Source organism: Pseudomonas sp. Teo4 (assembly GCF_034387475.1).
Taxonomy (GTDB): domain Bacteria; phylum Pseudomonadota; class Gammaproteobacteria; order Pseudomonadales; family Pseudomonadaceae; genus Aquipseudomonas.
Genome location: NZ_JAXCIL010000002.1, coordinates 560,585 through 573,789, shown reverse-complemented (window position 1 = coordinate 573,789; position 13,205 = coordinate 560,585). Strand labels below are relative to the sequence as shown.

The window sequence follows — 13,205 nt, the reverse complement described above, 5'->3', positions numbered from 1 at the left end:
TTAAAGGGCGGAAGCGGTGGCGAGGTCCTGGCGCTCGAGGGCGAGCGGTGCGGGTCCGGTCAATTTTACCCGCTCATTGGGGGCCAGCGACAGGGTGGCACCGAGCACGTTCGGGCGGATTGGCAATTCGCCGGCGTCGAGGTCGAGCAGGCAGACCAGTGTCACGCTGGCCGGACGGCCATAATCGAACAGTTCATTGAGGGCGGCGCGCACGGTGCGACCGCTCATCAGCACGTCATCGATCAGCACCAGATGCTGGCCTTCGACTTCGAATGGCAGCTCGGACGGGCGCACCTGCGGGTGCAGGCCGTTCTGGCTGAAGTCGTCGCGGTAGAAGGACACGTCAAGTGTGCCCAATGGGCTGGTATCGGCCATCTCCTGCTGCAGGGCCTGGGCCACCCAGACGCCACCGGTGCGGATGCCGATGAAACGGGGTTCGGTAATGGCGCGGCGGGCCAGGTGGGCGCGAAGGTCGACAGCCATCTGCCGGATCAGCTCGGCGGGATTGGGTAGGCTCATTGCGTGCTCCTTGGGAGGGCGCCGGGTTAGCCCGGCGGCAAAGCGGATTTAAGTGTTGGCCTCCAGCCAGCCTTGCAGCAGCAGGGCAGCGGCGATGGCATCGACTGGGTTGTCGCGGTAGCTGCCATGTCGACCGCCACGGGCCATCTGCTCGCCTTTGGCTTCAAAGGTGGTCAGGCGCTCATCGTGGGTGTGCACGGGCAGGTTGAAGCGGCCATTGAGGCGGCGGGCAAACTTTTCGGCACGCTCGCTCATGTCGCTGGGCGTGCCGTCCATGTTCAGCGGCAGGCCGACGACGATGGCGTCGGGTTTCCATTCCTTGATCAGCTTCTCGACCTGGTTCCAGTCCGGTACGCCGTTCTGTGCCTTGAGCACGCACAGCTCGCGGGCCTGTCCGGTAATCACCTGGCCCACGGCCACACCAATTTGTTTGCTGCCGTAGTCGAAGCCCAGCAGCAGGCGCAGTTCGGCCATCAGGCGTGGCCCGCCTGGCTGGTCAGCAGATTGAGGTTGATACCCAGGCTGGCGGCGGCGGCGTCCAGGCGCAGGTCGCTGGCCAGGCCGAAGATGATCTCGGGGTCGAACGGGCAGTTGAGCCAGGCGTTGTCCGCGAGTTCCGCCTCCAGTTGCCCGGCCTCCCAGCCTGCGTAACCGAGGGTGATCAGGCTTTGTTTCGGGCCCACCCCGGCGGCGATGGCCAGCAGCACGTCCTGCGAGGTGGTCAGCGACAGGCCGTCGAGGGCGACGGTGGCCTGGAAGCTGCATTCGCTGGTGTGCAGGACGAACCCGCGATCGGTTTGTACCGGGCCACCCTGGTAGATCGGCACCTGCAGGGTGCTGGTCGGTGGCTCCTCGTCCGGGCGCAACTGCTCGAGAATGTCGGCCAGGTTCAGCTCCTGTGGTCGGTTGACCACCAGGCCCATGGCGCCATTGGCGTTGTGCTCGACGATGTACGTGAGGGTCTGGGCGAAGTTCGGATCGGTCATGTGCGGCATGGCGATCAGGAACTGATGCTTGAGGTAGCTCGGGGTGAGGGTTTTCATGGGGGATAGTGTGGCGCCAGGTGGCGAGGCTGACAAGGTGCTGTGTGTGTCAGGTTCATGGGGCGCGAAGCGGCCCCAAATAACCAATCAGTTACTGGACAAACGGTCCCCACGGGCAAACCGCCAGGTCCGGATGATCTCCAGCCGGTCAAACTCCGCCAAATCGCCGGTAAACGGCGCGAACGGCGCCGCCAGCCGCACGATGCGCTGCGCGGCCTGGTCCAGCACCGGCTGCCCGGACGACTCCAGCACCAGCACCTCGTACAGCGAGCCGTCGCGGTTGATCGACACCATCATCCGCAAGTTGCCGTAGATCTGCTGGCGACGCGCTTCATCTGGGTAGTTCAGGTTGCCCACCCGCTCGACCTTCTTGCGCCATTCCTCTTTGTACCAGGCACCCTTGTCGCGCATGGTCGAGGCGGCATTGAGGCGGTGGATGCGCGGGCGCTTGGCGTACATCTGCTGCTCGTTGGACAGCTCGGCCTCGAGGCTGGCGATCTGGCTGGAAAGCTGCGAGCTGTCGAAGTCCGGCGTCGGCGCTGCAGGCTTGGGCTGCGGTTTGCTTTCCTTGGGCTTGGGCTCGACCTTCTGCGGTTTTGGCGCTTTGGTGGCCACGGCGGACTTTTGCGGTGCGGGCGGCGGCTCCACTTCTGGCTTGGACGCCGGCGGTGGCGTGACCTTGTTGATCTTGCTGTCCTGGAACGGCGCGACCTCGGTGGTCTTGGGCACCGCTTTCTTGTCCAGCGTGCCGCTGCCTTGCTGGTCGTTCTGTGCCTGGAAGTCGGCCTTCTCGGGCGGTTTCTCGCTCTTGAAGGTGGCCAGGGTGAAGTCCATGGTGTGACGGATTTTCGCCGGTTCGACCACGGAGAAGCCCACGCCAAGGATCAGCGCCAGGTGCACCAGGGCAGCCAGGAACAAGGTAAAGCCGAGCCGGTCCACCGGGCGAACGCGGGGTGGCAGCAGGTCGGCGGGGATGTCGGCGGGCAGCGTCATCGGGTATCCAGCAACCGCGAGGCGGGGCAGCAGCTCAGGTCTAAAGGACCGGCATCATACCCCACTCCGCGTATTTGCCGCGTGTCGGCGGTCAGCGCGCCTTCAACTGGCGATCAATGGCGTCCATCAGCTTGCCGCCGATGTCGGTGTTGTAGGCGGCATCGATCTCGCGGATGCAGGTCGGGCTGGTGACGTTGATTTCAGTCAGGTAGTCGCCGATCACATCCAGGCCGACGAACAACAGGCCCTTTTCACGCAGGGCAGGCCCGACCTGGGCGGCAATCCAGCGGTCACGTTCGGTCAGCGGGCGGGCTTCACCACGGCCACCGGCGGCCAGGTTGCCACGGGTTTCGCCACTGGCTGGAATGCGCGCCAGGCAGTAGTCGACCGGCTCGCCATCGATCATCAGGATGCGCTTGTCGCCGTCCTTGATCTCGGGCAGGTAGGCCTGGGCCATGATCTGCTGGCCGCCGTGCTGGGTCAGGGTCTCGAGGATCACCGAGAGGTTGGGGTCGCCCGGACGGTGGCGGAACACCGACGCGCCACCCATGCCATCCAGCGGCTTGAGAATCACGTCACCATGGGTGGCGGCGAATTCACGCAGGATGTCGGCACGGCGGCTGACCAGGGTAGGCGCCATGCACTGCGGGAAGCGTGTGGCGAAGAGCTTTTCGTTGCAGTCGCGCAGGCTCTGGGGACGGTTGACCACCAGCACGCCTTCGGCTTCGGCTTGCTCCAGCAGGTAAGTGCTGTAGACGAACTCCATGTCGAACGGCGGGTCCTTGCGCATCAGCACCACATCCAGCTCGGCCAGAGGGCTGTCCTGCTCCTCGCCCAGTTCGAACCAGCGGGCCGGGTCGGCGAACACTTTGAGCGGGCGCATGCGTGCGCGGGCTTTGCCTTCGCCGTGGTACAGGTCGCGCTGTTCCATGTAGAACAGGCTCCAGCCGCGGGCCTGGGCGGCCAGCAGCATGGCCAGCGAGCTGTCCTTCTTGTAGGAGATGGACGCGATGGGGTCCATGACAATGCCGAGGCGAACGCTCATGGGGTGGTTCCTCTTGGCGGCAGCGGGCCGCGATGGATCGAAAGAAAAGTGGCTCAGGGTGGCGCCGGGAACGCGGCTGGTCAAGGGGTGCGGCAGATGGAATGGCCTCCCGGAGTGTGCTAAAAGTGCAGCTGCAAGCACTTTGTGGCATCTGTGTAGGGGCCGCTGCGCAGCCCATCGCTGGCAAGCCGGCTCCCACAGTGTAGGAGCCGGCTTGCCGGCGATGGCCGCACCACTTGCAGCTAACTTCCACTGGTAGGCATTTATGGAACAACCCCTGAAGGTGATGGTGATCGATGATTCCCGCACGATCCGCCGCACTGCGCAGATGTTGCTCGGCGAAGCGGGCTGCGAGGTCATCACCGCCAGCGACGGTTTCGATGCCCTGGCCAAGATCGTCGACCACCAGCCGCAGATCATCTTCGTCGATGTGCTGATGCCGCGCCTGGACGGCTACCAGACCTGCGCAGTGATCAAGCACAACAGCGCCTACAGGGACATCCCGGTAATTCTGCTTTCGTCGCGCGACGGCCTGTTCGACAAGGCCCGTGGCCGGGTGGTCGGCTCCGACCAGTTCCTGACCAAACCCTTTAGCAAGGAAGAGCTGCTCGATGCGATCAGGGCGCACGTCCCTGGTTTCGCCGCGCCCGAACAACAAGCACCCTGACCGCGCCCGCCATGGCGCCGTTTTTATTGTCCTGATGGGGAATCAGCATGGCCCGAGTTCTGATTGTCGACGACTCGCCGACAGAGATGTACCGATTGACCGAATGGCTGGAGAAACACGGCTACCAGGTGCTCAAGGCCAGCAACGGCGCCGATGGCGTTGCCTTGGCCCGTCAGGAGAAACCCGAGGCGGTGCTGATGGACATCGTCATGCCTGGCATGAACGGCTTCCAGGCCACCCGCCAGCTCAGCAAAGACCCGGAAACCAGCGCCATTCCAGTGATCGTGGTCACCACCAAGGACCAGGAAACCGACCGCATCTGGGCCACGCGCCAGGGCGCCCGTGACTTCCTGACCAAGCCTGTGGAAGAAGATGCGCTGATCGCCAAGCTCAAAGAAGTGCTGGGCGCTTGACCACCCGCCCGCAAGGCGCGTCGCTGACCGCCTTCGAGCTGCTGCTGGACATCGACCGGCGCTGCCGTCTGCTGGTGGCCGACCAGCCGCCTCAGGACACCCGGCTGCAACAGTGGAGCGGCATCGGCTTTCGTATCGCCGGGCAATGGTTCGTGGCCCCCATGGGCGAAGTGGCCGAAGTGCTTCGTGAACCCCGCAGCAGCCGTGTGCCGGGTGTGCAGCCGTGGGTGTGCGGCGTGGCCAACCTGCGCGGCCGGCTGTTGCCGGTGATGGACCTGAGCAGTTTCTTCGGCCTGGGCCCGGCAGCACCGGGCAAGCAACGCCGGGTGCTGGTGCTGGACCACGAAGACCTGTTCGTCGGGCTGCTGGTGGACGAAGTGCTGGGGCTGCAGCACTTCGCGTTGAGCAGCCTTGAACTGTCGCCGCCGCAGCCGCTGCTGCGCGCTGCGGCCCGTTTCGTTCAGGGGCACTTCCCCCGTGAGCGCAACTGGGCCATTTTCAGCCCCTTTGCCCTGGCCCAGGCCCCGGGCTTTCTTGATGTGGCGTTATAGGACCTTCGAACGTGAGCAAGCCGGCCACCAGCGTCACTCCACCCCCAGTGACCCAGCGCACACGCAGCAGCGCGCAGATCACCGTGCTGTTCGTGGTGCTGATTCTGTCGATCATCCTGTTGTTCGCCAATTTCGCCTACCTCAACACCCAGTCCAACCACGACAAGCAGTACATCGGCCATGCCGGCGAGTTGCGCGTGTTGTCGCAGCGTATTGCCAAGAACGCCACCGAAGCGGCGGCCGGCAAGGCGTTGGCCTTCAAGCTGCTGTCCGATGCGCGCAACGACTTCGAACGGCGCTGGAGCTACCTGCGCGAGGGTGACAAGTCCACCGGCTTGCCGGCAGCCCCCGCCACTGTGCGTGACGAGATGGAGGCGGTGCGCCAGGACTGGGACAACCTGCGCAAGAACACCGATACCATCCTTGCCAGCGAGCAGACCGTGCTGTCGCTGCACCAGGTGGCGGCAACCCTGGCCGAAACCGTGCCGCAGTTGCAGGTCGAGTACGAGAAGGTCGTGGAAATCCTGCTGCAGAGCGGTGCCCCGGCCAACCAGGTGGTGGTCGCCCAGCGCCAGCTATTGTTGGCCGAACGTATTCTTGGCTCGGTCAACACCGTGTTGGCCGGTGATGACACGGCAGCCCAGGCGGCCGACGCCTTTGGTCGCGATGCCAGCCGCTTCGGGCAGGTGCTCGAAGGCATGCTCGGGGGCAATCCGGCGATTCAGGTAACCCGCGTGGAAGACGCCGATGCCCGGGCGCGACTGGCTGAAATCGCCGAGCTGTTCCAGTTCGTGGCCGGTTCGGTGGACGAGATTCTCGAAACCTCGCCCGAACTGTTCCGCGTGCGTGAAGCCGCCAGCAATATCTTCAGCCTGTCGCAGACCTTGCTGGACGAAGCCTCGCACCTGGCCAACAGCTTCGAGAACCTGGCCAGCGGGCGCACCCTCGATACTGTCGGCGGCTACGTGCTGGGCCTGCTGGCGCTGGCGTCGATCATTCTGATTGGCCTGGTGATGGTGCGTGCCACGCACCGGCAGCTGCATGAAACGGCAGAGAAGAACGAGCGCAACCAGCAGGCGATCATGCGTCTGCTCGACGAGATCGAAGAACTGGCCGACGGCGACCTGACCGTGACCGTGTCGGTCACCGAAGACTTTACCGGCGCCATCGCCGACTCGATCAACTATTCCGTGGACCAGTTACGCGATCTGGTGGCGACCATCAACCACAGCGCCGAACAGGTCGCCGCAGCGGTACAGGACACGCAGAACACCGCACGCCAGCTGGCCAAGGCCTCGGAACACCAGGCCGAGCAGATCAGCGAAGCGTCTGAAGCGGTGGGCGACATGGTCGAGTCGATCGACCGGGTGTCGGCCCATGCCTACGAGTCGGCCAAGGTGGCCGAGCGTTCGGTGGCCATCGCCAACAAGGGCAACGAGGTGGTGCACAACACCATCAATGGGATGGACAACATTCGCGAACAGATCCAGGACACCGCCAAGCGGATCAAGCGTCTTGGCGAGTCTTCCCAGGAAATTGGCGATATCGTCAGCCTGATCGACGATATTGCCGATCAGACCAACATTCTTGCCCTCAACGCGGCCATCCAGGCATCGCTGGCGGGTGAAGCTGGCCGAGGTTTCGCGGTGGTTGCCGACGAGGTACAGCGACTGGCCGAGCGTTCTTCTTCGGCGACGCGGCAGATCGAAGCGCTGGTGCGCACCATTCAGGCCGACACCAACGAGGCGGTCATTTCGATGGAGCAGACCACCGCCGAAGTGGTGCGCGGTGCGCGTCTGGCGCAAGACGCCGGGGTGGCGCTGGCCGAGATCGAGGGCGTGTCGCAGAACCTTGCGGAACTGATCCACAGCATTTCCGATGCGGCCCAGTTGCAGACGTCTTCGGCGGGGCAGATTTCCCACACGATGGCGGTGATCCAGCAGATTACCGCACAGACGTCCGCCGGCTCCGGCGCCACGGCCGACAGCATCCGACACCTGGCACGCATGGCCAGCGAGATGCGTCGCTCGGTGTCCGGCTTCACCCTGCCGGCACCTGCCGAGCCGCGCTGAGGAGTTGTCCATGGCGTCAGCCGCAGTCACCCCCGAACGTCACGACACGGTTGCCCTGGCCTGGACCAAGGCGGCCATCCTCGATTGCCTTGGTCAGGCCCGCCAGGCCCTGGAGCGCTTTGCCGGGGAGCCGGGCGACCTGTCGATACTGGCGTTCGTCGTCGATAACCTGCACCAGGTGCACGGTTGCCTGCGCATGCTCGAATTGCGTGGTGCGGCGCACCTGGCAGAAGAACTGGAACTACTGGCCAGGGCCCTTGCGGAAGGCCAGGTCAGCCCGCGCGGCGAGTGCCTGGGTGCAGTTTTCCGTGGCCTGGAGCAGTTGCCGTCCTACCTGGAACGGTTGCGTGGCGCACGGCATGACCTGCCATTGGTGATGCTGCCCTTGCTCAACCAGTTGCGCGTCTGTCGTGGTGTCGACCCGCTGGCCCAGGGCAGCCTGATCGGTGGGGCCATCGAGCGTTTTGCCGGGGCAGACGACCTGGCCAACCTCGACCTGTCGCTGGGCAATTGGCGTGAGCAGATGCAGGCCGGGCCGGGGCGCGATGCGTTGCGTTCGGTAGTGACGGCGTTGTGCGATGACCTGATGCGCATCAAGGAGCGTCTGGACCATTTCGTACGTGGAGACCGTCAGAACAGCGAACAACTGGAAGACCTGCTGGCGCCCTTGCGCCACGTCGCCGACACCTTGGCGGTGCTGGGCTTCCAGCAACCACGGCGGGTGATCATCGACCAGGTGTTGGCCCTGCAGGCACTGGCCCGGGGCGAGCGTGTGGTGGATGACGCGGTGCTGATGGATGTGGCGGGTGCCTTGCTGTACGTCGAGGCCTCCCTGAACGGCATGGTTGGCCCGCTGGAAGAGGGTGGTCAAGGTGGCCTGCCAGGCTCGGACCTGGCCGAAATCCGTCAGTTGGTGCTGAGCGAGTCGCTGTCCGTGGTGCAGCAGGCCAAGGACCTGATCGGCGACTGCCTGGAGTCCGGCTGGCCACGGCAACGCCTGCAGCCTTTGCCGGGCTTGCTGCAGCAGGTGCGCGGCGCCTTGTCGATGCTGATGCTGCCGGTTGCCGCCGAGGTGTTCGCCGGTTGTGCAGGATACGTCCAGGGCTGGTTGCAGCATCTGGATATCGAACCCCCCACGGATGAACTCACGCACTTGGCTGAAGCACTGAGTGCTGGCGAATGCTACCTGCAGTGGCGCGTAGCCGATCCATTGGCCGATGGCCAGCCCTTCATCAACATGGCGCGCGCCAGCCTGGCGGCGCTGGGGGTGCAGTGCACGTTGCTGGTGACGGACACCGACCAGGCGGGGGGCAGCGACGGCATCGATGACGAGCTGCGCGAGGTATTCCTCGAAGAAGCCGGCGAGTTGCTGCCTGAAATCGAACGGCACTGGTTGCGCTGGCGGGCCGACAACCACCTGCGTGAAGCCTTGATGGAAGTGCGTCGCGCCCTGCACACGCTCAAGGGCAGCGGGCGCATGGTTCATGCCGAGGCGGTGGCCGAGCTGGCCTGGGGGGCCGAGCACCTGCTCAACCGCGTGCTCGAGGGGCGCATTGCGCTGGTGCCGGAGGCCGTGGTGGCCTTGCAGCGGGTGTTCGTCCACTTGCCTGACCTGCTGGCCGACTTTGCCGCAGGGCAGTTGCCGCAGTTGACCGAGATCGAGCAACTGGCGAGCCACCTGCATGCGCTGGCCGAGAACGATGCGCCCACCAGCGCCGAGGTCGATGGCCTCGACCCGCAATTACTGGAGATCTTCCGCAACGAGGCACAAGGGCACCTGTCCAGCCTGGACCGCTTCCTGCAGGAAGCGGCGGGCCGCGACACGCCGGTAAGCGACGCCCTGCAGCGTGCGTTGCATACCTTGAAGGGCAGCGCCGCCATGGCGGGCGTCATGCCGATTGCCGAGCTGGCCACTGCATTCGACCGACTGGTTCGTGAGTACAAGGGCCACCAGTTGCCGCTGCAAGTCGCGGAGCTCGAATGGCTGGAAGCGGCGCGTACCCTGTTCCACCTGGGCCTGGCCCAATTGGGCAGCACACCTCTGGCGGCCATTGCGGGGGCGGCGCAACTGATCGAACAGATCGGGCAACAGGTAGACGAGCGCCTGGCCACCTTGCATGAAGACCCGCAGCATGCGCGCCGGAGCAAGCGTGACCCGCAACTGATCGCCAGTTTCCTGGGGCAAGGCATGGATATCCTGCTCGATGCCGAATCGCTGCTCTCGCGTTGGCAGGAACATCCCGGCCAGCGGCAAGAGCTGGACACCCTGCTGGATGAGTTGACCACCCTGGGTCACGGCGCGCACTTGGCTGACCTGTGGCAGATGGACGATGTCTGCGAGGCGCTGCTGGACCTCTACGGCGCGGTGGAAGAGGGCAGCCTGGCGCCGGACGCACGTTTCTTCGCCCAGGCCCAGCAGGCCCACGAGGCGCTGATCGACATGCTCGATGAAGTGGCGGCGGGCCAGGAGGTCACGCCCAGGCCGGAGCGGATCGATGCGTTGCGCGGCCTGCTGGCCGAGGCTTTGGCGCCTGATGCCACCGGCCTGGTGGGGAGCGAAGCGGTCACGCCACTGCCTCCCAGCGTGGACCTGGACGACCCGCTGTTGGCGCAACTGTTCCTCGAAGAAGCGCGGGACATCCTCGACAGTGCCGACCAGGCCCTGCAGCAATGGGGCCAGGAGCCGGACAACCTGTCTACGCTTTCGTCCCTGCAGCACGATATGCAGACGCTCAAGGGCGCCGCGCAAATGGCAGCGGTCGGCGCGGTGGAGCGGCTGGCCCAGGAACTGGGCCTGTTCTATGAGGCCTTGGTCGATCGACGCCTGGGCTCAAGCGCAGGGTTGATCACGCTGCTGCGCCGTGGCCATGTTGCCTTGGGCGAGATGCTCGACAGCCTGCGTCAGGGCCAGGCGCCTGCTTCGGCGGTCGAGCTGCTGGGTGAAATGCGCGAAGTGCGCCATGCACCGCTACCGGTCAGCAGCGAGCCTGCTGTCGAAGAGGCAGACAGCCCGGGCGACAAGGAGCTGCTGGAAGTATTCCTGGAAGAGAGCTCGGACATCGTCGAAAGCGCTGCCGAGGCTTTGGCGCGTTGGCAGGCTGACCCGCGCAGCAGCGTCGAAGTGGACAACCTGCTGCGTGACCTGCACACCCTCAAGGGTGGAGCGCGAATGGTCGAGATCGCCGCCATCGGCGACCTGGCCCATGAATTGGAATTCCTTTACGAGCTGCTCGCTGCCGGGCGCCTGCCGCCGAGCCCGCCGTTGTTCGCCTTGCTGCAGAATTGCCATGACCGCCTGGCGCACATGCTCGATGCCGTGCGCCTGGGGCAGCCGCTGCATGCGGCCACGGCGCTGATCGACTATATCCGCAACTTCAGCAGTGCAGCCCTGACCGACAGCGCCGCTGGCCAGGCGCAAGCCGAAGCGACGCCGGCCGAGGCGCCTGCCGCGGCGCCCGAGCGGGCGGCGGGTGACATGGTCAAGGTCGATGCCGAGTTGCTCGACGAGCTGGGTAACCTGGCCGGTGAGCATTCGGTGATCCGCGGGCGCATCGAGCAGCAGGTCAACGATGCGCAGTTCGCCCTGAACGAAATGGAGACCACGCTGGAGCGCATGCGCGATCAGCTGCTGCGTCTGGATATCGAGACCCAGGGGCGGATTTCCAGCCGCCAGCAAATCGAAGGTGACGCCTACGACGACTTCGATCCGCTGGAAATGGACCGCCACTCCCAGCTGCAACAGTTGTCGCGGGCACTGTTCGAGTCTGCCTCAGACTTGCTCGACCTCAAGGAGACCTTGGCCCAGCGCGCCCAGGAAGCCTACAGCTTGCTGCAGCAGCAGGCGCGGGTGGCCAGCCAGCTGCAAGAAGGTTTGACGGCGACGTTGATGGTGCCGTTCGAGCGGCTGGTGCCGCGCCTGCAGCGGGTGGTACGGCAAGTGGCAACCGAGCTGGGCAAGCAGGTGGAACTGGTGGTCGGCAATGCTGAAGGCGAATTGGACCGCAGTGTCCTGGAGCGCATGGTGGCGCCGCTGGAGCACATGCTGCGCAACGCCGTGGACCATGGCCTGGAGTCACGCGAGGTACGCCTGGCCGCTGGCAAGCCGGAGCAGGGCACCATTCACCTGAACCTGCTTCACGAGGGCGCCGACATCGTCATCGAAATGACCGACGATGGCGCCGGCGTACCGCTGGAAGCCGTGCGGCGCAAGGCAATCAAGCGTGGCTTGCTAGACCCGCAGGCGCAGGTGAGTGACCACGAAATCCTGCAGTTCATCCTGCGCCCCGGTTTTTCCACGGCCGAGAAGATCACCCAGATTTCCGGGCGTGGCTTGGGCATGGATGTGGTCCACGAAGAGGTCAAGCAGCTGGGCGGTTCGATGAGCATCGAGTCGGCCCAGGGCAAAGGGGCGCGGTTCCTGATTCGCTTGCCGTTCACGGTTTCGATCAACCGCGCCCTGATGGTGCACCTGGGCGAAGAGCAGTACGCCATTCCACTCAACACCATCGAAGGTATCGTCCGGGTGCCGCCAGCGGAGCTCGATGCCTGCTACCAACTGGGCACGCCACGCTATGTGTATGCCGGCCATGCTTACGAGCTGCGCTATCTGGGCGAATTGCTGCAGGGCGTGGCACGGCCCAACCTGTTGGGTCAGAGCGTGCCGCTGCCGGTGTTGCTGGTTCACTCCCAGGAGCAGTCGTTCGCCATCCAGGCGGACAGCCTGTCGCCGAGCCGCGAGATCGTGGTGAAAAGCCTGGGGCCGCAGTTTGCTGCAGTGGCGGGGCTTTCTGGGGCGACCCTGCTCGGTGATGGCCGCGTGGTGCTGATTCTCGACCTGCTGGGGCAACTGCGTGGGCAACAACGGCGCCTGGCACGCCTGCCGGGCGGCAGCGATGCGCAGCGCCAGCTGTTTGGCCCGGCGCCTCGGCGGGCGTTGCTGGTGATGGTGGTGGACGACTCGGTCACCGTGCGCAAGGTCACCAGCCGGTTGCTGGAGCGTCATGGCATGAGTGTGCTGACGGCCAAGGACGGTGTCGATGCCATGGCTCAGCTCGAAGAGCACCGCCCGGACGTATTGCTGCTGGATATCGAGATGCCACGCATGGACGGATTCGAAGTGGCGACCCGCATTCGCCGGGATGAACGGCTCAAAGACCTGCCCATCATCATGATCACCTCACGGACCGGGCAGAAACACCGTGACCGGGCCATGGCCATCGGCGTTAACGAGTACCTGGGCAAGCCGTATCAGGAGTCGGTCCTGTTGCAGAGCATTGCCCACTGGAGCCAGAACCATGCTTGAGCTGATCGCCGGCCAGCGCAGCAGCCTCACTGGGCTGTTGCTGCCGCTGGGAGACCGCACCCTGGTGTTGCCCAATGTGGCCGTGGCTGAATTGCTTGGCCGGCGCTCGCTGCCGTGTGAGCGGAGTGAGCCTTCATGGCACCTTGGCTGGATCGACTGGCGTCAGCAGCACTTGCCGCTGATCGGTTTCGAAGCAGCCTGTGGCGGCGAAACGCCATGTGGCGAGCGGGCGCGTATCGTCGTGCTCAATGCCTTGGGCGACACCGGGCTGCGTTACCTGGCAGTGTTGCTGCAGGACATTCCCCGGTCGTGCAAGCTCGACAGCCAGCTCAACTATGTGGATGTGGCGCTGGGCAGCCTGGAGTTGGCAGCGGTGCAGGTGGGCGAGCAGGTGGCGCGGGTGCCTGACCTGGGGGCGCTGGAGCGGCTGGTGCGTGACGCAGAACTGCAACCTGCCGCTGGGTAGGATGGTGGTGCTGATGGCCTCTTCGCGGGTAAACCCGCTCCCACGGGCTCGCCACAGTCCTTGAGATGGACTGCCCCAAAGGGTTGGATTTGTGTCCAACTTCTTGGGGGCAGTCCAAGATGTGGGAGCGGGTT

General features: G+C 65.0%; 11 protein-coding genes. 6 read left to right on the top strand and 5 right to left on the bottom strand.

Annotated features, from left to right (window positions below; all coding sequences use genetic code 11):
* From pyrR to gshB, 5 genes are all read right to left on the bottom strand, one after another.
* Positions 1 to 519, bottom strand: coding sequence for a bifunctional pyr operon transcriptional regulator/uracil phosphoribosyltransferase PyrR (gene pyrR, locus PspTeo4_RS18960; protein WP_322365449.1), 519 nt, complete (start codon positions 517 to 519; stop codon positions 1 to 3).
* Positions 520 to 567: 48 nt separating this feature from the next.
* On the bottom strand, positions 568 to 993 hold the full coding sequence (ruvX, locus tag PspTeo4_RS18955; protein ID WP_023378332.1) for a Holliday junction resolvase RuvX: 426 nt from the start codon (positions 991 to 993) through the stop codon (positions 568 to 570).
* Positions 993 to 1,562, bottom strand: a complete 570-nt coding sequence (locus PspTeo4_RS18950) for a YqgE/AlgH family protein (RefSeq protein ID WP_322365448.1) — start codon at positions 1,560 to 1,562, stop codon at positions 993 to 995. The genes ruvX and PspTeo4_RS18950 overlap by 1 nt, the downstream gene beginning before the upstream one ends.
* 87 nt (positions 1,563 to 1,649) lie before the next feature.
* Positions 1,650 to 2,555, bottom strand: a complete 906-nt coding sequence (locus PspTeo4_RS18945) for an energy transducer TonB (RefSeq protein ID WP_322365447.1) — start codon at positions 2,553 to 2,555, stop codon at positions 1,650 to 1,652.
* Positions 2,556 to 2,646: 91 nt separating this feature from the next.
* The gene (gene gshB, locus PspTeo4_RS18940) at positions 2,647 to 3,600 is read right to left on the bottom strand and encodes a glutathione synthase (RefSeq protein ID WP_322365446.1); all 954 of its coding nucleotides are present in this window, start codon (positions 3,598 to 3,600) and stop codon (positions 2,647 to 2,649) included.
* Positions 3,601 to 3,865: 265 nt separating this feature from the next.
* Between gshB and PspTeo4_RS18935 the strand changes: the two genes are divergently transcribed.
* Genes PspTeo4_RS18935 through PspTeo4_RS18910 form a run of 6 tightly spaced genes read left to right on the top strand, consistent with a single transcriptional unit; the run spans position 3,866 to position 13,071 of the window.
* A complete protein-coding gene (locus PspTeo4_RS18935; protein WP_322365445.1) occupies positions 3,866 to 4,267 on the top strand; it encodes a response regulator in 402 nt (133 codons plus the stop codon).
* Between the two features lie 47 nt (positions 4,268 to 4,314).
* A complete protein-coding gene (gene pilH, locus PspTeo4_RS18930; RefSeq protein WP_322365444.1) occupies positions 4,315 to 4,680 on the top strand; it encodes a twitching motility response regulator PilH in 366 nt (121 codons plus the stop codon).
* Entirely contained in the window at positions 4,677 to 5,231 is a 555-nt protein-coding gene (locus PspTeo4_RS18925; protein ID WP_008094837.1) for a chemotaxis protein CheW, read from the top strand. Before pilH ends, PspTeo4_RS18925 begins: the two co-directional genes overlap by 4 nt.
* 11 nt (positions 5,232 to 5,242) lie before the next feature.
* Entirely contained in the window at positions 5,243 to 7,303 is a 2,061-nt protein-coding gene (locus PspTeo4_RS18920) for a methyl-accepting chemotaxis protein (RefSeq protein ID WP_322365443.1), read from the top strand.
* A gap of 10 nt (positions 7,304 to 7,313) precedes the next feature.
* On the top strand, positions 7,314 to 12,605 hold the full coding sequence (locus PspTeo4_RS18915; protein WP_322365442.1) for an Hpt domain-containing protein: 5,292 nt from the start codon (positions 7,314 to 7,316) through the stop codon (positions 12,603 to 12,605).
* A complete protein-coding gene (locus PspTeo4_RS18910; RefSeq protein WP_322365441.1) occupies positions 12,598 to 13,071 on the top strand; it encodes a chemotaxis protein CheW in 474 nt (157 codons plus the stop codon). Before PspTeo4_RS18915 ends, PspTeo4_RS18910 begins: the two co-directional genes overlap by 8 nt.
* Positions 13,072 to 13,205 lie beyond the last annotated feature (134 nt).

Bases quoted from the DNA above. Each gene is read 5' to 3' on its own strand.
- gshB (WP_322365446.1), bottom strand. From the start codon at position 3,600: ATGAGCGTTCGCCTCGGCATTGTCATGGACCCCATCGCGTCCATCTCC.
- pilH (WP_322365444.1), top strand. From the start codon at position 4,315: ATGGCCCGAGTTCTGATTGTCGACGACTCGCCGACAGAGATGTACCGA.
- PspTeo4_RS18935 (WP_322365445.1), top strand. From the start codon at position 3,866: ATGGAACAACCCCTGAAGGTGATGGTGATCGATGATTCCCGCACGATC.
- PspTeo4_RS18910 (WP_322365441.1), top strand. From the start codon at position 12,598: ATGCTTGAGCTGATCGCCGGCCAGCGCAGCAGCCTCACTGGGCTGTTG.
- pyrR (WP_322365449.1), bottom strand. From the start codon at position 519: ATGAGCCTACCCAATCCCGCCGAGCTGATCCGGCAGATGGCTGTCGAC.
- PspTeo4_RS18945 (WP_322365447.1), bottom strand. From the start codon at position 2,555: ATGACGCTGCCCGCCGACATCCCCGCCGACCTGCTGCCACCCCGCGTT.
- ruvX (WP_023378332.1), bottom strand. From the start codon at position 993: ATGGCCGAACTGCGCCTGCTGCTGGGCTTCGACTACGGCAGCAAACAA.
- PspTeo4_RS18915 (WP_322365442.1), top strand. From the start codon at position 7,314: ATGGCGTCAGCCGCAGTCACCCCCGAACGTCACGACACGGTTGCCCTG.
- PspTeo4_RS18950 (WP_322365448.1), bottom strand. From the start codon at position 1,562: ATGAAAACCCTCACCCCGAGCTACCTCAAGCATCAGTTCCTGATCGCC.